Annotated in this window: 21 protein-coding genes; 3 read left to right on the top strand and 18 right to left on the bottom strand. The window is 56.9% G+C overall.

Going from position 1 to position 23,663, the window contains the following annotated elements; translation table 11 throughout:
• The first annotated feature begins 3 nt into the window (after positions 1 to 3).
• On the top strand, positions 4 to 1,518 hold the full coding sequence (locus tag ACTJJI_RS08010; RefSeq protein ID WP_014832746.1) for a tripartite tricarboxylate transporter permease: 1,515 nt from the start codon (positions 4 to 6) through the stop codon (positions 1,516 to 1,518).
• Here ACTJJI_RS08010 and menE read toward each other — a convergent pair whose 3' ends face one another.
• The 8 genes from menE to ACTJJI_RS07970 all read right to left on the bottom strand — a co-directional run bounded on the left by menE (position 1,519) and on the right by ACTJJI_RS07970 (position 9,439).
• Entirely contained in the window at positions 1,519 to 2,880 is a 1,362-nt protein-coding gene (menE, locus tag ACTJJI_RS08005) for an o-succinylbenzoate--CoA ligase (protein WP_440653589.1), read from the bottom strand. It abuts the gene before it with no gap.
• Positions 2,877 to 3,842, bottom strand: coding sequence for an o-succinylbenzoate synthase (gene menC, locus ACTJJI_RS08000; RefSeq protein ID WP_063411702.1), 966 nt, complete (start codon positions 3,840 to 3,842; stop codon positions 2,877 to 2,879). Before menC ends, menE begins: the two co-directional genes overlap by 4 nt.
• Positions 3,842 to 4,699 carry a 1,4-dihydroxy-2-naphthoyl-CoA synthase gene (gene menB / locus ACTJJI_RS07995; protein ID WP_013098093.1) on the bottom strand — a complete coding sequence of 286 codons (858 nt, stop codon included), beginning with the start codon at positions 4,697 to 4,699 and terminating at the stop codon, positions 3,842 to 3,844. Before menB ends, menC begins: the two co-directional genes overlap by 1 nt.
• The gene (gene menH, locus ACTJJI_RS07990; RefSeq protein WP_440653588.1) at positions 4,696 to 5,472 is read right to left on the bottom strand and encodes a 2-succinyl-6-hydroxy-2,4-cyclohexadiene-1-carboxylate synthase; all 777 of its coding nucleotides are present in this window, start codon (positions 5,470 to 5,472) and stop codon (positions 4,696 to 4,698) included. The genes menB and menH overlap by 4 nt, the downstream gene beginning before the upstream one ends.
• Positions 5,469 to 7,139: a 2-succinyl-5-enolpyruvyl-6-hydroxy-3-cyclohexene-1-carboxylic-acid synthase gene (gene menD, locus ACTJJI_RS07985; protein ID WP_440653587.1), complete on the bottom strand. Its 1,671-nt coding sequence runs from the start codon at positions 7,137 to 7,139 to the stop codon at positions 5,469 to 5,471. Before menD ends, menH begins: the two co-directional genes overlap by 4 nt.
• A gap of 88 nt (positions 7,140 to 7,227) precedes the next feature.
• The gene (menF, locus tag ACTJJI_RS07980) at positions 7,228 to 8,523 is read right to left on the bottom strand and encodes an isochorismate synthase MenF (protein WP_440653586.1); all 1,296 of its coding nucleotides are present in this window, start codon (positions 8,521 to 8,523) and stop codon (positions 7,228 to 7,230) included.
• A 95-nt stretch (positions 8,524 to 8,618) separates the two neighbouring features.
• Positions 8,619 to 8,924 carry a stress response protein ElaB gene (elaB, locus tag ACTJJI_RS07975; protein ID WP_014832753.1) on the bottom strand — a complete coding sequence of 102 codons (306 nt, stop codon included), beginning with the start codon at positions 8,922 to 8,924 and terminating at the stop codon, positions 8,619 to 8,621.
• Positions 8,925 to 8,977: 53 nt separating this feature from the next.
• Entirely contained in the window at positions 8,978 to 9,439 is a 462-nt protein-coding gene (locus ACTJJI_RS07970) for a GNAT family N-acetyltransferase (RefSeq protein WP_038983959.1), read from the bottom strand.
• Between the two features lie 70 nt (positions 9,440 to 9,509).
• Between ACTJJI_RS07970 and rbn the strand changes: the two genes are divergently transcribed.
• Complete coding sequence (gene rbn, locus ACTJJI_RS07965) at positions 9,510 to 10,427, top strand: ribonuclease BN (RefSeq protein WP_014832755.1); 918 nt, start codon at positions 9,510 to 9,512, stop codon at positions 10,425 to 10,427.
• A 64-nt stretch (positions 10,428 to 10,491) separates the two neighbouring features.
• The gene (locus ACTJJI_RS07960) at positions 10,492 to 11,496 is read left to right on the top strand and encodes a chemotaxis protein (RefSeq protein WP_013098100.1); all 1,005 of its coding nucleotides are present in this window, start codon (positions 10,492 to 10,494) and stop codon (positions 11,494 to 11,496) included.
• Positions 11,497 to 11,783: 287 nt separating this feature from the next.
• Here the strand turns inward: ACTJJI_RS07960 and ACTJJI_RS07955 are convergent, their stop codons facing one another.
• The 10 genes from ACTJJI_RS07955 to nuoG all read right to left on the bottom strand — a co-directional run bounded on the left by ACTJJI_RS07955 (position 11,784) and on the right by nuoG (position 23,658).
• Positions 11,784 to 12,119, bottom strand: coding sequence for a hypothetical protein (locus ACTJJI_RS07955; protein WP_440653585.1), 336 nt, complete (start codon positions 12,117 to 12,119; stop codon positions 11,784 to 11,786).
• Between the two features lie 4 nt (positions 12,120 to 12,123).
• Positions 12,124 to 13,476, bottom strand: a complete 1,353-nt coding sequence (locus ACTJJI_RS07950) for an AAA family ATPase (protein ID WP_262762326.1) — start codon at positions 13,474 to 13,476, stop codon at positions 12,124 to 12,126.
• A gap of 156 nt (positions 13,477 to 13,632) precedes the next feature.
• Complete coding sequence (nuoN, locus tag ACTJJI_RS07945; RefSeq protein ID WP_014832756.1) at positions 13,633 to 15,090, bottom strand: NADH-quinone oxidoreductase subunit NuoN; 1,458 nt, start codon at positions 15,088 to 15,090, stop codon at positions 13,633 to 13,635.
• 6 nt (positions 15,091 to 15,096) lie between these two features.
• Positions 15,097 to 16,626, bottom strand: coding sequence for an NADH-quinone oxidoreductase subunit M (gene nuoM / locus ACTJJI_RS07940; protein ID WP_013098102.1), 1,530 nt, complete (start codon positions 16,624 to 16,626; stop codon positions 15,097 to 15,099).
• Between the two features lie 76 nt (positions 16,627 to 16,702).
• A complete protein-coding gene (nuoL, locus tag ACTJJI_RS07935; RefSeq protein ID WP_440653584.1) occupies positions 16,703 to 18,544 on the bottom strand; it encodes an NADH-quinone oxidoreductase subunit L in 1,842 nt (613 codons plus the stop codon).
• Positions 18,541 to 18,843 carry an NADH-quinone oxidoreductase subunit NuoK gene (gene nuoK, locus ACTJJI_RS07930; RefSeq protein WP_003861496.1) on the bottom strand — a complete coding sequence of 101 codons (303 nt, stop codon included), beginning with the start codon at positions 18,841 to 18,843 and terminating at the stop codon, positions 18,541 to 18,543. The genes nuoL and nuoK overlap by 4 nt, the downstream gene beginning before the upstream one ends.
• A complete protein-coding gene (gene nuoJ, locus ACTJJI_RS07925; RefSeq protein ID WP_440653583.1) occupies positions 18,840 to 19,394 on the bottom strand; it encodes an NADH-quinone oxidoreductase subunit J in 555 nt (184 codons plus the stop codon). The genes nuoK and nuoJ overlap by 4 nt, the downstream gene beginning before the upstream one ends.
• 10 nt (positions 19,395 to 19,404) lie before the next feature.
• Positions 19,405 to 19,947, bottom strand: a complete 543-nt coding sequence (gene nuoI, locus ACTJJI_RS07920; RefSeq protein ID WP_003861491.1) for an NADH-quinone oxidoreductase subunit NuoI — start codon at positions 19,945 to 19,947, stop codon at positions 19,405 to 19,407.
• Positions 19,948 to 19,960: 13 nt separating this feature from the next.
• Positions 19,961 to 20,938: an NADH-quinone oxidoreductase subunit NuoH gene (nuoH, locus tag ACTJJI_RS07915; protein ID WP_008500211.1), complete on the bottom strand. Its 978-nt coding sequence runs from the start codon at positions 20,936 to 20,938 to the stop codon at positions 19,961 to 19,963.
• Entirely contained in the window at positions 20,935 to 23,658 is a 2,724-nt protein-coding gene (gene nuoG, locus ACTJJI_RS07910; RefSeq protein ID WP_014832759.1) for an NADH-quinone oxidoreductase subunit NuoG, read from the bottom strand. Before nuoG ends, nuoH begins: the two co-directional genes overlap by 4 nt.
• Positions 23,659 to 23,663: the final 5 nt, after the last annotated feature.

The raw sequence follows: 23,663 nt of genomic DNA, 5'->3' as shown, positions 1-23,663 counted from the left end.
GCTATGGATACCTGGATTTACCTCTCACAGGGGTTCGCTGTGGCGATGACCCCGGAAAACCTGGTGATCGCTCTGATCGGCTGCTTTGTCGGCACGATCGTCGGTCTGCTGCCCGGCCTTGGGCCCATCAACGGGGTCGCTATTTTGCTCCCGCTGGCGTTTGCCCTGCATCTGCCTGCGGAATCGGCCCTGATCCTGCTGGCGACGGTCTACATCGGCTGTGAATATGGCGGCCGTATCTCGTCAATACTGCTCAACGTACCCGGGGATGCGGCGGCCATTATGACCGCGCTGGATGGCTACCCGATGGCGCGGCAGGGGCGCGGCGGCGTGGCACTGTCAATCTCCGCCGTGAGTTCGTTCTTTGGCTCGCTGATTGCCATTGGCGGCATCATTCTGTTTGCCCCTGCGCTGGCCCAGTGGTCGCTGGCGTTTGGTCCGGCAGAGTATTTTGCCCTGATGGTCTTCGCCATCGCCTGTCTCGGCAGCATGATGGCGCAAAACCCACTGAAATCGTTTTTGTCTGCGCTGATTGGCTTAGGGTTAGCCACCGTCGGCGTGGATGCCAACACCGGGGTCTATCGCTTTACCTTCGACAGCGTTCACCTGTCCGACGGCGTGCAGTTTATCGTGGTCGTGATTGGTCTGTTCTCTGTCTCTGAGATCTTACTGATGCTGGAACATACCAGCAGCGGGCAGACGCTGGTGCGTAAAACCGGCCGGATGCTCTTTAGCGCCAAAGAGGGCGCGCAGTGTATTGGCACCACGCTGCGCTCTTCAGTGATTGGCTTCTTTGTTGGTATTTTGCCGGGTGCCGGCGCGACAATCGCCAGCGCCATTACCTACATGACCGAGAAAAAGCTCAGCGGTAACAGCGACAGCTTTGGTAAAGGGGATATTCGCGGGGTTGCCGCACCTGAGGCGGCCAATAATGCCTCGGCCTGCGGCTCGTTTATACCGATGCTCACCCTGGGCGTGCCCGGCTCCGGCACCACGGCGGTGATGATGGGCGCGCTGACGCTTTATAACATCACGCCGGGACCGGCAATGTTTACCGAGCAGCCGGACATCGTCTGGGGGCTGATTGCGGCGCTGCTGATCGCCAACGTGATGCTGCTGGTGATGAACATCCCGCTGATTGGTCTGTTCACCCGCATGCTGACCATTCCACTGTGGTTCCTGGTACCCGCAATCGCAGCCGTCTCGGCGGTGGGGGTGTATGCGGTACACAGCACCACCTTCGACCTGATCCTGATGGTGGCGCTTGGGGTGTTCGGCTACATCTTGCGTAAAATGCACTTCCCGATGTCGCCACTGATTCTGGGCTTTGTGTTGGGTGAGATGCTGGAGCAGAACCTGCGCCGCGCCCTGTCCATCAGCAATGGCAATGTCTCCATTCTGTGGGACAGCAATGTGGCGAAAGTTCTGCTGGCGATGGCAATCGTGGTGGTGGTCGTGCCGCCGGTGCTGCGCCTGCTACGCCGCCGTCAGCGTAAACCGCAGCCCGATATCGGCTGATTACCCTGACAGTTGGGCATTCACCCACTGTGTTAACGCCTGGCGGGAGATCTTAATCCCGCCATTTTTCAGCTCTGCTGGCAGCACCAGCCAGTGCACGGGCTGCTCAAATCGCGCCAGTTTGCCCTGAATCCATTCCGGGAATTGGGCGATATCCGTTCCCGGTTCACACTCCACTACCGCCACCGGACGCTGACCAAATTCGGCGTCATTCAGCGGGACAATGAAGACCTGGCTGATGTGCGGATGGGTCGCGATAACCCGCTCCAGGCTCTCCGGCTGGATCCCTTCGCCTCCGCTGAAAAAAAGGTTATCCATCCGACCGAGGATCGTCAGGCGGCCATCATGCAGCTCGCCGCGATCGCGGGTGGCGAACCAGCCCTCTGAATTCGTGAGCGACAGCAACGCGCCGTCGCGCCAGTAGCCTGAGGCCATGCTTTGCGCCCTGATCCACACTTCACCGTTAACGACCTGCACCTCCCTGCCCGGCAGCGCACTGCCCACGTCCGGCTCACCGTCAGCCTCTTTCGCACAGACGGTAGAGGCAAACTCCGTCAGACCGTAGCCGCAGAATGTGCAGATCCCCTGCTCACGCGCCTGTTGCGTCAGTTCAACGGGGATAGCGGCCCCGCCCAGCAGTACCGCTTTCAGCGCGATCCGCTGGTGGGTATTGAGCAGACGCCAGAGCTGGGTTGGCACCAGCGAGGCATGCGTACACCCCTGTAAAGCCTGCTCCAGCGGCTGCTTCTCGCGTACGGTTAAGCGCGCGCCAGCCTGCAGCCAGCGCCATAAGATCCCCTGCCCGGAGACATGAAACAGCGGCAGCGACAGCAGCCAGTCGTCATCGTCGCCGTAGGGCATCAGTGCGAGGACGCCCTCAGCGCTGGCAAGATGCGCCCTGCAGGTATGAACGGCCGCTTTCGCCAGCCCGGTAGAGCCGGAGGTGAGCGTCATTGAGGCCAGTCGCTCAGGTTGCCACGCCGCATGGTATTCACCAGACAGCGCATGCAGGCTCAGGGCAGCAAGCCCATCGTAGTGACCATCCAGCACGAGCGCAAAACGCAACGTCATCTGCGGAAGTAATACCTCCAGCAGCGGACGCGGCAGTTGCGGGTTAACGGGAAGGATACGCGCGCCGCACTGGAGCAGCGCCAGCCATGCCATCAGGGTCTGCGGGTGATTATGGGCGAGCAGCAGCACGCCGTCACCCGCCTCCACGCCCTGCTGCTGGAACCCCGCCGCAAGGCTGTCGATGCGCGTACACAGCTGTTGCCAGCTGAGCACCTCGTCATTCAGGCGCAGAGCCGGTTTATCAGCACGCTGCACGCGCCAGTGCCGCCACGGCCAGTCGGTAAAACTCATTGCAACGGCTCCAGCGCCTCAACGCCCGCGCACGGCAGCGCGCTCCCCGGCCACGGGCGAATGAGCTGGGTTTGCATCAGGTTTAGCGTGTCCAGCCCGGGGATGGTGTCGGGCGTTAACCAGGCGGCAATGCGTGCCAGCTGCGTCAGCCCAAGGCTGGATTCGATGGAGGAGCTGATCACCGCCGTCAGCCCTGCGGCATGCGCTGCCGCCACCTGTTCACGCACCTTTGCCAGACTGCCCGTCAGGGTCGGCTTTATGACCACGGCGCTGACGCCCGGCTCGGCGCTAAAGACAAAATCCGCCTCGCGCAGACTTTCATCCCAGGCGATGGCAATGCCGGTTTCTCGGGCAAAGGCGCGTGAATCCTCACGGGTTTTGCATGGCTCTTCCAGAAAGGCGATGCGGCTGCGGTACGCCGGGTTGACGTACTTTGCAAACTGCTGCGCCTTAAGCGGCGTCCAGGCGCGGTTGGCATCCAGACGCAGGCGCAGATCGGGGATCGCTTCCAGCAACAGGTTAGCGACCATCCCGTCGCGTACCGCTTCGTAAAGACCGACTTTGATTTTCGCCACTTTCTCGCCGGGCATTGCGCTGAGCAGTGCAAACAGCTCGTCCGGATCGCCCGTGCAGAGCGGCGCGGCACGGTAATCGGCCTCATCAGGCAGGCTACCGTCGAGCTCCGCAAGCGCGCAGCTGATGCCAAACGCGACGGAAGGCACATCCGGCAGCGGCGGATTCACGCCTGAACGCCATTCCTCTACCCATGCCACCAGCGCAGCCTGCGCCTCCTCCAGCGACTCCAGGCTAAAGCCCGGCAGAGGCGAAATCTCGCCCCAGCCCTGCCCTTCGCCCTGCTGCAGTTGCACGAAAAAGCCATCACGAGTTTTTAACCGCCGTTCACGCAGCACCACGCCCGCGTCCATCGGTATCTGCCAGCGGTAAACCTGCGCGCGACGCATTACGGGTTCCGTTTGTATTTGCTGAAGTCTGGCTGGCGTTTTTCGTTAAACGCGTTGCGTCCTTCCTGGCCCTCTTCGGTCATGTAGAACAGCATGGTGGCGTTACCCGCCAGCTCCTGCAGACCCGCCTGACCGTCACAATCTGCGTTCAGGGCCGCTTTCAGGCAACGCAGCGCCATTGGGCTGTTCTGCAGCATTTCGCGACACCAGCGAACGGTCTCTTTTTCGAGATCGGCAATTGGCACCACGGTGTTAACCAGGCCCATGTCCAGCGCTTCCTGGGCATTGTACTGGCGGCACAGGAACCAGATTTCACGGGCTTTTTTCTGACCAACAATGCGCGCCATGTAGGAAGCCCCCCATCCGCCGTCGAAGGAGCCGACTTTCGGGCCGGTCTGGCCGAAGATGGCGTTCTCTGCGGCAATCGTCAGATCGCACATCATGTGCAGCACGTGACCGCCGCCGATAGAATAGCCCGCCACCATGGCCACCACCGGTTTTGGACAGGTGCGGATCTGACGCTGGAAATCGAGGACGTTCAGGTGATGGGTACCCGCATCGTCCTGATATCCGCCGTAGTCACCGCGCACTTTCTGATCGCCACCGGAGCAGAACGCTTTTTCGCCTTCCCCGGTCAGGACGATGACGCCGATGTTGTCGTCATAGCGCGCATCCGCCAGGGCCTGAATCATCTCTTTTACGGTCAGCGGACGGAACGCGTTGCGCACCTGCGGACGGTTAATGGTGATTTTGGCGATGCCGTCAGCCGATTTGTGATAGCGAATGTCGGTGTAGCCTTCGGAGCAGTCTTGCCATTCAACCGGTGCATAGAGCATGTTTTCATCAGGATAGATCATAGTGTGTCCTTTATTCGACGACGCAGTATCTGAGCCAGACTCGCGCTAACCGCCCCGGGATTTTCCCGGTGGGCGTTGTGTCCGGCGTTTGGAATGACATGGCGAACCGCGTTCAGCTCAGCGGCCAGGGCCGCGAACTTCCCGTCACGTTCGCCATAGAGATAATCAAAAGGGAAATTTCGCGCACTGAGTGCGGCACGCAGGTCAGGCTGCACGGCAAGCGAGGTTGCCTCGAGCATCATCGCCAGGTTTGTGCCCGCGTTGCGACAGCGCAGGGTAATGAGTTGCCTGCGCTGGCTGTCCGTGAGGGAGGCAAAGACAGGTTGTTGATACCAGTCGGCAAAAACATTTGAGAGGGGCTGCGTGCGAAAACGCTGCGCCCACAGATGGTCGGATGCAGACCTTGCCTCTCGCGCTGCGACCCCCTGCAGACCCGGATGCCCGCCCTCCACGATGATGCCACAAAGCCCCGCAGGATCCTGGCAGGCATGAAACATCGCAATGCGGCCGCCAAGGGAGTACCCCACCAGCCAGTAGTTAAGTATGTTGTAACTAACAAGGGTTCGGGTGAGCACGTCACACATCTCTTCGAACCCCGTGACACCCATACTGGCGGACCGGCCGTGACCCGGCAGGTCGAGATAAAGCCGGGGGTAATCGCCGAGCGCCTCCCCGACCGTCTGCCACTCGTGGCAATCCCCGGAAAATCCATGCAAAAAGACCAGCCAGGGGTAGCCTGGCTTACCGGCCTGTTGCACGCCTGCGAGGATCACAGGTGGCTCACCTGCGCCAGCAGGCTTTGCAGCTTCTGCGCACCGTCAGCCTCGTTGACGACCAGTTCAATCAGCGTTGCACCGGGCTGTCGCCAGGCACTGCTCAGGGCGGCATCCAGCGCTTCCCAGTTTTCCGGGCGATGGTATTTCAGATTAAACATCGCTGCGGCATGTTCAAACTGCACGTTCTGCGGCATCAGATAGAAGCGCTCGCGTTCACTCTGCGGTGTCGGCAGCAGGGAGAAAATCTGCCCGCCGTTATTGTTGACCACAATCAGCACAAACGGCGCCGACACCTGACGCAGCAGCGCCAGCGCATTGAGATCGTACAGCGCCGAAAGATCGCCCACGATCGCCAGCGTGGATTTCGCGCTGGCTCGCTGCACACCCGCCGCCGTGGAGATCAACCCGTCAATGCCGCTGGCGCCACGGTTACTGTAGACCGGATAGCCCGCAGGCAGTTTTGAGAACGCATCAATCAGACGCACCACCAGGCTGTTGCCGACAAACAGCTGCCCCTGCTCCGGCAGATACCGGTGAATACGGTGCGCCAGCTCTGCTTCACCAAAACTTTCGCATTGTGCGCGGGTCAACTCCCACGCCTGACGCGACAGCGCCGGGATCGCAACGGCCCACGGGGTGCGCTTTTCCGCCGGGTGCAGCGCCAGCCAGGCATCGATCTCGCTTACCAGACGACGACCGCGATGGTGCGCCGGGTCGAGCCGCCCTTCCAGCGGATCCACCAGCCAGTACTCTTCCGGAGTGCAGGTTGCCTGCCACTGCAGTAACCGTTTGCCAGTCAGGCTTGAACCCAGCTGAACCACAATCTGCGCCTGCGCCAGCTCAGTGACCGCTTTCGCATTCCCGAGCCAGAGATCGGCACACGGCAGCGGCTGTCCGGTCTGGGACAGCACGTCGCCAATCAGCGGCCAGCCAAGGGTGTGTGCCCATTCGGCCACCTGCCTGCCTTCGGCGGCGCTCATGCGCCCGGCAATAACCACGCCACGCTTTTGCCGCCAGAAGAACCAGTCACGTTGCTTTACGCTCTCAAGGTGTGTCTGCTCACGCAGCCACGGCTTTTCGCTCTCCCACCAGTCGCCAAGCTGCTGCTGCCAGGCAAGACCGGTGTCGTCCATTTCGCCATACAGCGGCTCGGCAAACGGACAGTTAATATGTAACGCCCCGCTGCGCAACGTCTCCATGGCGTGATCGACGGTCGAGGCCAGCCAGCTTGCGGGAATGTCCTGCGTGGGTCGGGGTAACGAAACCGTCTGCGAAGGATGCGAGGCAAAGAGGCCCGGCTGACGAATAGCCTGGTTCGCCCCGCAGTCAATAAGCTCCGGCGGGCGATCGGCCGTCAGCAGAACCAGTTTCTCACCGGTCAGCCCGGCTTCAATAAGGGCCGGATAGAGGTTTGCCACAGCGGTACCAGAGGTGACGATCACCGCCACCGGTTCCTTGCTGACCTTTGCCAGCCCCAGCGCCAGGTGGCCCAGGCCGCGCTCGTCAAAATGGGTGTGGTGAATAAATGCCCGGTTCTCTGCTGCCGCCAGCGTCAGCGGTGTGGAGCGTGAGCCCGGCGCAATACACACATGCCTGACGCCATGGCGAGTCAGGGCTTCAAGGATCACCGTCGCCCAGCGTCGGTTAAAAGAACTTACTGACATGAGATTGTCCGGTATCAAGAATGCGACACAGTATAAATAATAGAAAAAAATAGAATTTTGATATGAATCGGGATTGCGCGAATCAGTACTAATCCTTCAGGAGCAGAGAGCGCAAGCCTGCGGCTTTATTTTCGATCTCCTGCCACTCCTGTTCCGGATCGGAACCGCTGACGATCCCCGCCCCGGCGTAAAGACGGACGATAGCGTCATGGACGCGCGCCGAGCGCAGGGCCACGCAGAACTCGCTTTGTTCTGGCGACAGATATCCGGCGGATCCGGCATACCATTCCCGGTCGAAAGGTTCAACGCGGTGTATGAATTCGCGTGCTGGCTGGCGCGGTAACCCGGCAACCGCAGCCGTCGGCTGCAGCACATGCAGACATTGCTCATCATCCGCATGCTTGAGCTCGGTCCAGATGCAGCGACGAAGATGCTGCACTTTACGCAACCGTACGACCTGCGCAGGCAGGACCTCCAGCGTCCGGGTGTGGTGCTGGAGCCGCTGGCAGATATCCTCCACCACCAGCATGTTTTCGCGCTGGTTTTTGTCGTCACTCATCAGCCAGTCGCCGAGAAGGCGGGCCTGCTTGTCGTCAGGATGGCTGGCGACGGTACCGGCCAGCGCTTCGGTACGTAGCAGGTTGCCGCGCCGCCGCCACAGGCGTTCAGGCGTGGAGCCAAGAAACGCGTTGCGGGCATCGAAAACCATGCAGAAATGATAGCAGTTCAGATTCAGGGCACGGCTGGCCGCCATCAGCGCCACGGCATTCACAGGCTGACTGAACTGCAGATCGGTTGCCCGGGCGAGCACCACCTTTTCAACATCACCGCGCGCGATGGTCTCTGTCGCCTGGCGGATAAGGCGGAGCCATTCTGGTTTTTGCGGCTGATGGGTCTCCTGCACCACCTGGGCTGATAGCGGGCGTATCGGCCGGGCATCGTGAAGCTGCTGTAAGAAATCCAGCGCCGCGCCCGCATCTTCCTGAAGGGAGCGATCACTCCACAGCTGCAGACGCAACGTGGCGGTCCCGGCAGAACGTCGCCACAGCAGACGGGGTAAAAAGAGACTGCCCTGCTCCGGGGTAAAGGCATTCAGGCCGCAGATCCGCGTGTCGTTCTCTACGGGGTTATTCTGTAAAAACTGCGAAGCCTGTGCCAGAGAGGAAAAATGGATAACGGCGCCCAGCGCGGCCAGCTCTTCATCACCGTTACGCTGCTGCCAGTAGAACTGAGGAAAACAGCGTTGAGCGCCAAGCCAGGCGAGAGGATCGAAAGCGTCGTTTAACGGGAAAGAGACGTCGAAATGATGTAAACCGGGTGTAGCGGGTAACGCTTGCGCAAGCTGAGTACGCAGACGTTCCAGCGCGGTAGAAATCGAATGCACGCGAACCTCTCCCTGTGAAAACACTTAGTATACGGGGTACCATCAGAAAGATCAGTACCCACGTATAGGGAGGGGTTAAGCGTCAGATTCCGGGCTTACCGACGGGCCAGAAGCAGCCCCAGCACCAGACCAACCGCCGCACCGACACCAATGCCTTGCCACGGTTTTTCGTGGACGTAATCATCGGCGCGATACACCGCTTTTTTCGCGCGGTAGTAGTAATTGTCGGACGCATGGCTGACGCGGGTTTTGACGTCATGTAGCGCCTGTTCGGCACGTGCTTTCAGTTCGATATATTTCTGATCGGCAGGGTCGCCCGACGAACGTAACACCTCTTCCAGCGTTTCGCTCAGCAAAGCCAGGTCGTCATCGATACGGGTATCCCAGGATTGAAATGACATATTTTTCTCCATGTTAGTACACCAGTCCGCTAACTATAGCCAACGACCTGCCATTACGCCTGTTTCACTTCCCGCGCCATACCGATATGAGGAATGCCGTCTTCGTCGTACACGTCCGTAACCGGCATAAAGCCAAAGTGGCCGTAGAAGGACTGAAGGTGCGCCTGTGCCCCCAGGTATAACGCCTTGTCTGGCCACTGTTTTTGGCATGCCTCCAGTGTTTTTTCCATCAACTGATAGCCCAGTTTTTCACCGCGCGCCTTGCCGCTGATAATGACGCGACCAATAACGACGGGCTCAAAATCGTCCTCGCTTTTCAGAATCCTCGCATACGCCACCAGCTCGTTATCCCTCCAGCCGAGAATATGACGGTTCTCGCCCACCAGATCATCGCCATCGATGTCCTGATACGGGCAGGTTTGTTCTACAACAAACACTTCGCAGCGCAGTTTGAGCAGGGCGTACAGTGTCTGAACGGTGAGTTCACTATGGTGTAAATCTTGCCACTGGATCATGTCAGTCTCCTTCCTGGGTTCATCACGTTATACTAAACCCTTCCCCATTCGGCAAAGGGCTGATTGTGTTATGGAACTGATTTTTCTGGGTACGTCCGCTGGCGTGCCAACACGCACACGAAACGTGACCGCGATCCTGCTGGATCTGCAGCACCCAACCCGTGGCGGACTGTGGCTGTTCGACTGTGGCGAAGGGACGCAGCATCAGCTGTTACACACCACTTATCATCCCGGTAAGCTGGATAAGATCTTTATCACGCATCTGCATGGCGATCATCTGTTTGGCCTGCCGGGCCTGCTGTGCAGCCGGTCGATGGCGGGTAATGCCAACCCGCTGACGATTTACGGGCCTGCGGGTATTTGTGAGTTTGTTGACACCACGCTGCGCCTGAGCGGGTCGTGGACGGATTATCCGTTGGAAGTGGTGGAGATAACCGAGGGGCTGGTCTTTGATGACGGTGACTATACCGTCACCGCCCGGCCGCTGAATCATCCGGTTGAGTGCTATGGCTACCGCATTGAAGCGCATGATAAGCCCGGCGCGCTCGACGCCGCCGCGCTGATTGCCGACGGTGTCAAACCCGGGCCGCTGTTCCAGCGTCTGAAGCAGGGCGAAACCGTCACCCTGGAAGACGGTCGGGTTATCAACGGAGAGGAGTATCTCGCCCCACCGCAGCCAGGCAAAAAACTGGCGATTTTCGGTGATACCGCTCCCTGTCCGGCGGCCCTGCATCTGGCGCGTGGCGTGGACGTAATGGTACACGAAGCCACGCTCGAAACGGCGATGGAAGAGAAAGCCAACAGCCGTGGCCACAGTTCCACACGTCAGGCGGCGGCGCTTGCCCGTGAAGCGAACGTCGGAAGATTGATTGTCACCCATGTCAGCTCGCGCTATGACGCCCGCGGCTGTGAAAAACTGCTGGCAGAGTGCCGTGACGTGTTCCCGGCATGTGAGCTGGCCAACGATTTCACTCAGGTCAGCGTTTAGTCCTTCATTTTTCTCTCAGGATGCCGATAACGATTAAAAGGGCAGCATTTCACTTGAGGGTAGAATGGATAATTTCCAGAAAGATATTGATGACAGGGCAAATCTCACCCTGTCGAATCGTTTTGAGCTGTTGCTGTTCCGTCTGGGCACGTCTCTGAATGAAAATAAATCCGAACTGTTTGGCATTAACGTTTTTAAGCTGCGTGAAATTGTGCCGATGCCGGAGTTCACCAAACCCGCAGGGATGAAGTCCCCGCTGATGGGGATGGTGAATATCCGCGATCAGGTGATCCCGGTGATCGACCTGGCCGCCGTGGCGGGCTGTAAGCCGACGACGGGGCTCAACATCCTGCTGATCACCGAATATGCCCGCAGCGTGCAGGCGTTTGCGGTGGAATCGGTTGAGAACATCATGCGCCTTGACTGGAAGCAGGTCCACGCGGCGGAAACCGCCGTCAGCGGACGTTACATCACCAGTATCGCCTGTCTGGACGAAAAGACCGATACCAACGAGCTGGCGATGGTGCTGGACGTTGAGCAGATCCTGTATGACATCACGCCGGCCAACCACGATCTGCACGCCACGAATCTGCAGACCACTAAGTTCCACATCAAGCCTGGCGCTGTGGCGATTGTGGCGGAAGATTCCAAAGTCGCGCGCTCCATGCTGGAGAAGGGATTACAGGCTATGGAGATCCCGGCGCAGCTGCATATCACCGGTAAAGACGCATGGGAGAAAATTGGCGTGCTGGCCGCGCAGGCGCAGGCTGAAGGCGTGCCGATCACCGATAAAATTGCCCTGGTGCTGACCGACCTCGAAATGCCAGAGATGGACGGTTTCACGCTGACGCGCAAAATCAAAACCGACCCGCTGCTGAAAGATATTCCTGTTGTGATCCACTCTTCGCTTTCCGGCAACGCCAACGAAGATCATATTCGTAAAGTGAAGGCCGACGGCTACGTGGCGAAGTTTGAGCTGAACGAGCTGTCGTCCGTGATTGAAGAGGTGCTGGACCGTTCGATGAAAAAGATTGATGGGCCGTTGATTAGTCGCAAGCAGTTGGCTTAAGTACAAAGCAAGGATGCCTGTCTCAGGCATCCATAAGGAAATAACGATAACTAAAGTCGTTCAGAAGATCTTCTTCTGGATTTCGCTGCCGATACCGCTTTAATTCCTTTTTACGGCAATGTGCCCTGAGTGATGTATTAAGTCCGTAGAAATCAATAGTACATTGCGCACGTTGCTGATTATTTTCACTTGCAAGTGGATTTGGTTGGATCTCACCATTGGTATAATCTGCAATGAAAAAATCTTCAAAGCGGTAATCAACATCATCTGCAACAAGTAGGTTTATATCAAAAATTTTCTAATTTTTGAGTCTGACATTGATCGCAACATGGATAAAGGTTTTGCCACTGAAAAGCAAACCTCCTGAATTCTGGATGACTTTTCGGTCTGAAGTGTTCAATGGTCTCTCGGCTGACAGAGCCTAAATCACCACCATCGCAAAAAGCACAATGACCTTGCGTCATTTCATTGAGCAGCCGCCTGGTTTCATCATAACGAAATGCAGCATACCAACGGAATTTATAGCCAGGATTTCGATTCTTTGCCTCAACATAGCGCATCCCCAGCACTTCCCAACATTCGTTAAGATAATCAGGACATGGAGTCCTTTGAAAAGCGTACATCAAATTATCCTTGTTTTTTGCTCATCAATCGCTGCATCTGGCGAAGCTCAAGGCTGACAATCTCAGAAAGCTCCTCACCTTTATCACTCAGCCTTTTGGCAAGCCCATTAATAGCCTCACCATATTGCTCGGTAAGCAAATGCTGACGTATGAGAGCTTTAAACTTAGTGAGCTGTTCTTCAGTTTCCACATCAAACTCTTCGTCAATTCCAAATACATCAGACAGTATTAATTGGTAACTTTTCCCCGCTTTCGAATCAATAGCTTCAATGTTCTCAGCAATGGATGCATCTCGACACTCATTGCGATGCGGTTCAGGTAGACGATACACATAAGCATCCTCAACCGAACCAACAACGAATGGAGAATGAGTAGAAACAAAAATTTGAGCGTTCGGGAGAAGTTTTTGTATCGCGGGTAATATTCTTCGTTGCCATTTAGGGTGCAAGTGAATATCCACTTCATCGAGAAAAAGGATGATCGGTTGTGCGAAAATTTCGCGGCTGTTTTTCCACGGGATTGATTCCAGCCGTAACGCCAGATCAACAACCCAGGTGATCATTGACTTTAACCCTTCAGGCAGAGTGTCAAAAGCAATATCCTGACCTTCGACGCTAATAGCTACAGCCAGTGGTTTTCTTTTCAGCCTAAATGTTGTTTCAATATCACAAACGTTTTTTATGAATGCTGAAATCTGAGTTAGCGCTCGATCATATTCTTGCGCTTCGGCTTCACTACCTTCATTACGAGCCAATACAGCCTGTGTAATACTATTTGCTATCCACTGCGCCAGAAGCTTTGGTCTTACAGTATTTGAAAAAGATAGGGAATTATCAAATGGTGAAGCCTTAATTTCCTGAATAGCCCCAACATCGAAACTGGTCACTTGATCACGGGTACCTGAATAGGCAAAACCTGCGAAATCAAACGACGAACTGCTCATTTGCTCATGAATATTTAAATATGGTCGGTTGCGGAAAAGCTTACTGGAAGTTCCATTTTCAATAGAGCTATAATATGAATCATTACTATAAATAGGAGTGTAACGCTCTGGCTGCAAAGGCGCTTTGATACCAATAAGTCCTTCTTCACCTGAGAAAGAAAAACGAATAAAACTATCGGTTCCGTGATAGCGTTTCTTTACCAGTGCATCGCCTCCAGGTTGCGGATTGAGAATGCCAGCGAGAGCATACAGAATAGTACTTTTTCCACAACCATTTGGCCCCGTAAAGATATGAATTTCAGCCTTTTTTGCGTTCCGGGCTTCGTCGGTAATCTTCGGAAAATCAATATGAGTGTGTTCAAATACTCCCACTCCTATCAAGGTAAGACTCTCTATCCGGTAAAGCTGTTGCATTTTCATACCCTTATTTCAGCTCAATCAAACACATAATACATCGCAATCACCGGGAATTGTCATTTCCCTTTTTGTTATGCGTATATCCACGCAATTTTTCTGTTGATGAAAAAAAACCGCCGGGATAATCCAGCGGTTTCATTATAGATGATGCTGTTACATCAGCGGCATTGCTCGCTGCACGATATCAATCAGCGGCTGCGGATAGATACCGAAGATCAGCACCAGCAGCGCGGAGATCAGCACCACAATCCCCCCGGCGCTGTACTGCCAGTTGCCTGGTGCATCGCGGTTGAGCTGCTGAGGCGCGCTCAGGTACAGGCTCACGGCCACACGCAGATAGTAGTACAGACCGATTGCCGAGCCGATAACTACGCCTGCGGTCAGCCACCACAGGTGCGCCTGCACACCGACAGCCAGTACGTAGAACTTACCGATGAAGCCCAGCGTCATTGGGATACCCGCCAGAGAGAGCATCATCACGGTCATCACGGCAGACAGGATCGGACGGTGCCAGAACAGACCACGGTAGGAGAACAGTGAATCTGCATCCGGGCCACGGTACGGGCTGGACATCAGACTCACCACACCGAACGCGCCGAGGCTGCTGAACAGGTAACCGGCCAGGTAAACGCCTACGGTTTCCATCGACATCTCACCGCTCTGCAGCGCAATCAGCGCCACCAGCAGGTAACCCAGATGAGAGATAGAAGAGTAACCCAGCAGACGTTTGATGTTGGTCTGGCTCAGCGCCATCAGGTTACCGAAGATGATGGAGACGAACGCGATAATCCCCAGCACCGTGCGAACTGCTTCGCTGTCACCTACCGGTGCGTACAGGAACAGACGCATCACCACGCCGAAGATAGCGATTTTGCTCGCCGTCGCCAGGAAGGTAGACACCGGAGCCGGTGCACCCTGGTAGACGTCTGGTGTCCACAGGTGGAACGGAACCAGTGAGAGCTTAAAGCCGAGGCCAACAATCATCATGCCCAGACCCGCCAGCAGCAGCGGCTCGTGCAGCATGCCGTCGCCGAGGCTCTTGCCCAGCGCCATGAACGAGAGGTTACCGGTCTGTGCGTACAGCAGCGCAATACCAAACAGCAGGAAGGACGAGGCAGCAGCAGACAGGATCGTATACTTGATGCTCGCTTCCAGGGAGCGCTTCTGACGGAAGGCATAACCAATCAGACCGAACAGCGGCAGAGAAATAAGCTCAATGCCGAGGAACAGCGCAGCCAGATGGTTCGCATTCGCCAGCAGAATGCCGCCCAGCGCGGCAATCAGAACCAGCAGGTAAAACTCTTCTTTGTTGTCGTTGTAGCCTTCGAGCCACGGATAGGCAAAGGTACAGGTCGCCAGGCTCGCCAGCAGAACCAGCCCTGTGTACAGCATGGCATAGCCGTCAACGCGCATCAGCGGGGTGACGTCCATCGCCCCGCCCTGGCCAACAAACCAGAGAGAGACTAACGCAGCGTTCAGTCCGATGACCGACAGCGTGGCATTCAGGAAGTGATTGCGTCGCCACGCAATGGAGAGCATCACAACCACCACCGTCAATCCGACGATCAGCAGCGGTAGCAGCGCGATCAGTTGTTGTGGAGTTATTGTCATGGCGAATTACGGCCTTGTAGTAGAAGCAGAATTAACAAACCACTGCTGGATATTACCCATCGCGGAGTGCGAGGTATCCAGAATCGGCTGCGGGAAGAAGCCCAGCAGCACCAGCAGTACGACCAGCAGCAGGATGATGAACAGCTCACGCAGCGACATCCCCGGCAGTTCTTGTGCAGCAATTTCGCTCTTCGCTTTACCGAAGTAAGCACGGTGCAGCATCGCCAGCGAGTAGACGGACGCGAACACCAGACCAAAGGTGGAGATGACAGTAATCATCGGTACCACTTTGAAGCTGCCGAACAGAATCATAAATTCGCCGACGAAGTTACCGGTACCTGGCATACCCAGGGTCGCCACCGCGAAGAACATGGACAGCGCCGGCAGCCACTTAATTTTGCTCCACAAACCGCCCATCATACGCATGTCACGGGTGTGCAGACGTTCGTACAGCTGACCACAGAGGATGAAGAGACCGGCTGCGGACAGACCGTGCGCAATCATCTGGATCACCGCACCCTGGTACGCCAGCTGGCTGCCGGTGTAGATAGCAATCAGCACGAAGCCCATGTGGGAGACGGAGGTGTACGCAATCAGACGTTTGATGTCGTACTGCGTGAACGCCATCCAGGCACCGTAGAAGATACCGATCACACCCAGCCACATGGCAATCGGTGCGAACTCAGCGGACGCGTTCGGGAACAGCGGCAGCGCGAAACGCAGCAGACCGTAGGCTGCCGTTTTCAGCAAGATGCCCGCCAGGTCCACAGAACCTGCCGTTGGTGCCTGAGAGTGTGCGTCTGGTAGCCAGCCGTGCAGCGGTACTACCGGCATTTTCACCGCAAAGGCGATGAAGAAGCCGAGCATCAGCAGGTATTCCACACCGTGAGACATCGGGGTCTTCAGCAGGTCTTCGTAGTTGAAGGTCCAGACACCGGTCGCATTGTGGTGCACAAACACCAGCGCCAGAATGGCAATCAGCATCACCAGACCACTCGCCTGGGTATAGATGAAGAACTTGGTGGCCGCCGTGATACGCGTTTTACCGTCGGACGCCTTATGGCCCCACAGCGCGATCAGGAAGTACATCGGCACCAGCATCATCTCCCAGAAGAAGAAGAACAGGAACATGTCGATGGCAAGGAACACGCCGATTACGCCGCCCAGGATCCACATCAGGTTCAGGTGGAAGAAGCCCTGGTATTTTTCGATTTCTCGCCAGGAGCAAAGTACCGCCAGAACGCCGAGCAGACCGGTCAGCACTACCATCAGCAGCGACAGACCGTCAATCGCCAGGTGGATCGTAATGCCGAAACGCGGGATCCACGGCAGGATAAACTCAGACTGCCACTGCGGAATGCCCGCAGACTGGGTCAGGGAGTAGCCACCCTGCAACCAGAGTTGCAGACCAAGCGCGAGCGTCAATCCCATGGTGATCAGCGCGATCCAGCGCGGCATCTTCACGCCAAAGCGTTCAGTCTGCCAGCACAGGAAGCCGCCGATGAAGGGAATTAATATTAGCCAGGGTAGTAACATGGCGATTTACATTCCTTTTTAAGGCCCCCAGCAGGGGCCTGATTTTCAACGAATTCGAATAAAATTCACGTTACGATCAACGCAACACCATCAGCAGCGCCAGCACGACAACCGCACCGATGCTCATGGACGCCACATACCAGCGCAGGTAACCGTTCTCGCTGTACAGCAGGCCTTTGCCTGCAAAGCGGGAAAGGATCGCCGGGATATTCATCAGGCTGTTCAGTGGGTCGCGCTTCAGCAGCCACGCAATGCCCAGGAACGGCTTAACGAAGATCATGTCGTACAGCCAGTCGAAGCCCCACGCGTTGTACCACCAGGTGCCCAGCAGACGGCCTGTCGCACTGCTGGCAACAGCAGTCACCAGCGTGCGTTTGCCCAGCCACAGCCATGCAGCAATCAGAATGCCTGCGATAGCAACCACACCAGAGGTGATTTCAAGCGTCAGAACGCGACCGTGCTCAAGCTCGGTGGTGTCTGGCAGTACGCCCTGCAGCGGTGGCACAATCATCGCGCCAACGAAGGTGGAGAGTACCAGCAGCACAATCAGCGGCAGGTGGTGAGTAATCCCCTTCCCTGCGTGAGCGTGAATTTGTTCTTTACCGTGGAATACGATGAAAATCATACGGAAGGTATACAGGGAGGTCATGAACGCACCGACCAGACCCGCAACCATCAGATTGATATGACCATTCGCCATGGCACCGGCAAGGATTTCGTCCTTACTGAAGAAGCCCGCGGTAATCAGCGGCAGTGCCGCCAGCGCCGCGCCGCCCACCAGGAAGCAGACATACACCAGCGGGATGGACTTACGCAGTCCGCCCATCTTGAAGATGTTCTGCTCGTGATGGCAGGCCAGGATCACGGAGCCGGATGAGAGGAACAGCAGCGCTTTAAAGAACGCGTGCGTCATCAGGTGGAAAATCGCCGCGTCCCACGCCTGAACGCCCAGCGCCAGGAACATGTAGCCAATCTGGCTCATGGTGGAATAAGCAAGAACGCGTTTGATGTCGGTCTGCACCAGCGCGGCAAAGCCTGCCAGTACCAGTGTGACCGCACCGACGATACCCACCAGATGCAGAATTTCCGGGGTCATCAGGAACAGGCCATGGGTACGCGCAATCAGGTACACACCGGCAGTGACCATGGTCGCGGCGTGGATCAGCGCAGAGACAGGAGTTGGACCCGCCATCGCGTCGGCCAGCCATGTCTGCAACGGCAGCTGTGCAGATTTACCCACAGCACCACCCAGCAGCATCAGCGTTGCCCACCACAGCATGTTGTTGCCTGCGGCGAAGTGTGCTGGCGCCAGTTCCACCATTTCGCGGAAGTTCAGTGTGCCCAGTTCGTTGTAGAGAATGAACAGCGCGAACGCGAGGAAGACGTCACCCACACGGGTCACGACGAACGCTTTCATAGCCGCTGCGCCATTCTTCGGATCGGTGTAGTAGAACCCGATCAGCAGGTACGAACAGAGACCCACGCCTTCCCAGCCCAGATACATTAGCAGCAGGTTATCGGCCAGCACCAGAACCACCATGCTGGCGATAAACAGGTTGGTGTAAGCGAAGAAGCGGGAGTACCCCTCTTCACCGCGCATGTACCAGGAGGCGAACATGTGGATCAGGAAGCCCACGCCGGTGACCACGGAGAGCATGGTCAGCGAGAGACCATCCAGCACCAGGTTAAAACCGATGTTGAAATCACCGACCGACATCCAGGTCCACAGCGGCACGCTGAAGGCCTGACGTCCGTTGTTGAAGAAATCGATACCCGCATACGCTGTTACCAGCGCAGCCAGACCGACAGAGCCCATGCCGACGGTCGCAGACAGATTCTCAGACCAGCGGCCGCGAGAAAACGCCAGCAGCACGAAGCCAATCAGCGGAAAAATAATGGTTAAGGCAAGCATGTTCATCCACGCAACTCACTTACTGAATCGATGTTCAGGTTCTGGCGGCGACGATGGAGCTGCAGTAACAGCGCCAGGCCAATACTCGCTTCGGCAGCCGCGAGGCTGATGGCGAGAATGTACATCACCTGACCATCGGTCTGGCCCCAGTAGCTTCCGGCGACCACGAAGGCCAGCGCGGAGGCGTTAATCATGATTTCCAGACCGATCAGCATAAACAGCAGATTGCGGCGGATAACCAGACCGGTTAAGCCCAGAACGAATAAAATCGCAGCGAGGATCAGTCCATGTGTTAAGGGGATCATGCGCGTTCCTCCGTTTTTCTTTTCGCGCGGTCGTCAGTGCGGTTGCTCAGCACCTCACCAGCACGCTCTTCGCGGCCAACGTGGAAGGCAACAACCAGACCCGCCAGCAGCAGCATAGAGGCCAGTTCTACCGCCAGAACGTACGGTCCAAACAGCGTGATACCCACTTCTTTCGCGCCGATTGGCGTACCGTCGATGCCCTGGTCGTTCACGCCGAGAATGGCATAAACAATCACCACCAGCATGATGGCCGACAGAATTGCCGGGCCAATCCACACCTGCGGTTTTAACCACTGACGTTCCTGCTCAATTTCAGAGCCGCCCAGGTTCAGCATCATCACAACGAAGACGAACAGCACCATGATGGCCCCGGCGTAAACGATGATTTCCAGCGCACCGGCAAAGTGCGCGCCGAGCGCAAAGAACACCGCGGAAATAGCCAGCAGCGAAATGATTAAGTACAGCAGCGCATGCACCGGATTGGTGTGCGTAATCACTCGCAGCGTAGCCAGGATGGCGATAAGGCCACAGATATAAAAAGCGAATTCCATTGCCCTCTCCTTACGGTAACAGGCTCTTGACGTCGATAGGCTTGGCTTCGTTCTCCGCTTCGCCCTTATCTTTGCCGTCGATTGCCATACCCGCCATCCGGTAGAAGTTATATTCCGGGTATTTGCCCGGACCGGAAATCAGCAGATCCTCTTTCTCGTACACCAGATCCTGACGCTTGTACTCACCCAGTTCGAAGTCCGGGGTGAGCTGAATCGCCGTGGTTGGGCACGCTTCTTCACACAGACCACAGAAGATGCAGCGTGAGAAGTTGATGCGGAAGAACTCAGGGTACCAGCGGCCGTCTACCGTCTCTGCTTTCTGCAGAGAGATACAGCCTACCGGACACGCTACCGCACACAGGTTACAGGCAACGCAGCGCTCGGAACCGTCCGGGTCGCGCGTCAGCACGATACGGCCACGGTAGCGCGGCGGCAGATATACCGGCTCTTCCGGGTACATCCGGGTTTCGCGTTTGGCAAACGCGTGCAGGCCGATCATCCAGATACTGCGTACCTGGGTACCGAAGCCTACCAGTAATTCTTTTAAGGTCATGGTCTATAGCCCCTTATGGCTGCTGCCAGAGAATGACAGCCGCCGTTACCAACAAGTTGACGAGCGTCAGCGGCAGGCACACTTTCCAGCCGAAGGACATTACCTGGTCATAACGCGGACGCGGTAACGCTGCGCGAATCAAAATGAACATCATCATGAAGAACGCGGTTTTCAGCGCGAACCAGATGAACGGCGGTAAGAACGGGCCATGCCAGCCACCAAAGAACAGCGTTACCATCAACGCGGAAATGGTGACGATACCGATGTACTCGCCCACGAAGAACAGACCGAATTTCATACCGGAATATTCAATGTGGTAACCGTCGGCCAGTTCCTGTTCGGCTTCTGGCTGGTCAAACGGGTGACGGTGACACACCGCCACGCCCGCGATAGCAAAGGTAATAAACCCAAAGAACTGCGGGATAACGTTCCAGATGTCGGCCTGGTTGTTGACGATGTCGGTCATGTTGAATGAACCGGCCTGCGCCACGACGCCCATCAGGGAGAGACCCAGGAACACTTCGTAGCTCAGCGTCTGCGCAGACGCACGCATCGCACCCAGCAGCGAGTATTTGTTGTTACTGGACCAGCCTGCGAACAGCACCGCGTACACCGCGAGGCCTGCCATCATCAGGAAGAACAGAATGCCGATGTTCAGGTCAGCGACCACCCAGGTCGGGCTGACAGGAACGATAGCAAACGCCAGCAGCAGCGAGGTGAAGGCGATCATTGGAGCCAGAGTAAAGATCACGCGATCCGAGAAGCGCGGGATCCAGTCCTCTTTAAAGAACATCTTGATCATGTCCGCAACCAGCTGGAGTGAACCACCCCAGCCCACGCGGTTTGGTCCATAACGGTTCTGGAACAGACCAAGCAGACGACGTTCACCAAAGCTCATGAACGCACCACAGGTGACCACCACCAGCAGAATGACAATCGCTTTCAGAATGCTCAGCAGGATGTCGATAAGATCCGGCGTTAACCAACTCATGCTTTTGCCTCCTGCAGGTTATCAAGACGCGCACCCGCCAGTACCGGCGCGATGCCAGGCATACCCATCGGCAGACCAACCTGCCCTGCTGTCAGACCTTCAGAGATAATCAGCGGCAGGCTGATGGTCTGGCCGTCATAGCTAAAGGCGATGTTCGCACCCGCGTTGACGCCAAGCTTCGCGGCGTCTGCCGGGTTAAGCTTGATGTACGGCTGCGGCATACGCTGCTGGAATACCGGTGAACGCTGGGACAGCTCGTCGCTACCAAACAGATGGTAGTACGGCGCAATACGCCAGCTACCGTCCTGCGCCTGGAAGCTCGTCGGAACGGTCGTGAAGAAGTCCAGACCGGTTTCGGAGGCTTCAATCAGACGCACGCCCGGATCGCCGTGACGCAATGAACCGCCCACTTCCGCCTGGAACTTGTTCCAGGCCTGCGGGGAGTTCCAGCCCGGCGCCCATGCGAATGGGATTTGTGAACGCGGCGCAGACGGCTGGTTGTTCCCTTCCATAGAGAAGGCGAACATGGTGTCTTTATCCTGCGGCTGACGCGGTTCGTGCACGCTGATATTGGCACGCATCGCGGTACGGCCACTGTAACGGTGCGGTTCACGCGCCAGTTTCTGGCCGCGAATACGGAAGCTCGCTTCAGGCGCGGCATCTTTAATGCCCGCCAGCTGAGGCAGTTTTTCGACTACCGCATCGATAACGTGGTCGAGCTGCGTCCAGTCCACTTCACGGCTCTGCACGGTGCTGTGCAGGGAGTGCAGCCAGCGCCAGCTTTCCAGCATCACGGTGTTGCTGTCGTAGTACGCCGGGTCATAAACCTGGAAGAAACGCTGTGCGCGGCCTTCGTTGTTGATAACCGTACCGTCGCTTTCTGCGAAGCTTGCCGCAGAGAGCACCAGGTGCGCTTTATCCATAATCGCGGTGCGCTGATGGTCGATTACCATCACCAGCGGTGCTTTGGAAAGCGCAGCGTCAACGCGCGCGGCAGAGGCATGGCGATGCAGGTCATTTTCCAGCACCACAACGGCGTCAGCGGCACCGGATTCCAGTTCGCTTAACGCTTCTTCCAGCGAGCCGCCGCCAATCATACCCAGACCGATGCTGTTCACCGCACGGGCAATCATGGTGACGCCAACGTCCGCACCACGGCCTTTCAGGGCTTTGGCAACGTTCGCGGCAGCCTGAATGATCTCGGCGCTACCGGCATTAGTCCCGGAGATAATGAGTGGTTTCTTCGCCCCCGCCAGCGCCTGAACAATCACGTCGACCTTGCTCTGCAGGTCACGATCCAGTTCAACGGCCGGAGAGTTGCTGTCCAGCGCATGGGCAATGGCAAAGCCAAGACGCGCCTGATCTTCAACCGGCGCACAGTAGGTCCACGCGGCGATATCGTCCAGACGGGTGTTGTCAACGTTCGTCACAAACAGAGGATGCTTCGCGCGCTGGCCGATGTTGAGGATTGCCGCAATCTGCCAGTCAGCCACTTTCTGTGCCGCTGCCATTTCACGTGCTTTACCCTTCACCGCCTGACGCACCGCCAGAGCCGCGCGAGCGCCGGTCTGCGTCAGATCTTCGCCCAGCACCAGAACCGCATCATACGATTCGATTTCGCGCAGCGCAGGGGTATGAATACCGCCTTCGCGCAGCACTTTCAGTACCAGCTGCAGACGTTCCTGCTCGCCCTGAGCGATACCGGTGTAGAAGTTTTCCGCCCCCACCAGCTCACGCAGCGCGAAGTTGCTTTCGATGCTGGCACGCGGGGAGCCGATACCGATCACTTTCTTCGACTGGCGCAGAATATCTGCCGCACCCTGCATCGCCTGTTCAGCGTTCAGGGTGATGAAGTCGTCGCCACGGCGCTGAACCGGCTGACGCGGACGGTCTTTCAGGTTCACATAGCCATAGCCGAAACGACCGCGGTCGCACAGGAAGTAATGGTTTACGGTACCGTTGTAACGGTTTTCGATACGACGCAGTTCGCCGTAGCGCTCACCCGGGCTGGTGTTACAGCCCAGCGAACACTGCTGGCAGATGCTTGGTGCAAACTGCATGTCCCACTTACGGTTGTAACGCTCGGAGTGGGTTTTATCGGTGAATACACCGGTCGGACAGATTTCCACCAGGTTACCGGAGAATTCGCTCTCAAGCGTACCGTCTTCCGGACGACCGAAGTAGACGTTGTCATGTGCGCCATACACGCCCAGATCCTGACCGTCTGCGTAATCTTTGTAGTAACGCACGCAGCGGTAGCAGGCGATGCAGCGGTTCATTTCGTGAGAGATGAACGGCCCCAGGTCCTGGTTACGATGAGTACGCTTGGTAAAGCGATAGCGACGGAAGCTGTGACCGGTCATCACGGTCATATCCTGAAGGTGGCAGTTACCGCCCTCTTCACAGACCGGGCAGTCGTGCGGGTGGTTGGTCATCAACCATTCCACAACGCTTTCACGGAACTGTTTGGCTTCTTCGTCATCAATCGAAATAAAGGTGCCTTCGGTGGCTGGCGTCATACAGGACATCACCAGGCGACCACGCGTGTCTTCCGCGTTTTGATATTGCTTCACCGCACACTGGCGGCAAGCACCGACGCTGCCCAGCGCCGGATGCCAGCAAAAGTACGGAATATCGAGGCCAAGAGACAGACAAGCTTCCAGCAGGTTGTCCGCCCCGTTGACTTCGTATTCTTTGCCGTCTACATGAATCGTAGCCATTAGCA

Source organism: Enterobacter sp. 22466, assembly GCF_052044775.1.
GTDB lineage: Bacteria > Pseudomonadota > Gammaproteobacteria > Enterobacterales > Enterobacteriaceae > Enterobacter > Enterobacter dissolvens.
Note: the sequence above shows the minus strand (reverse complement) of the source record. Positions and strands in the feature narration are given on the sequence as shown.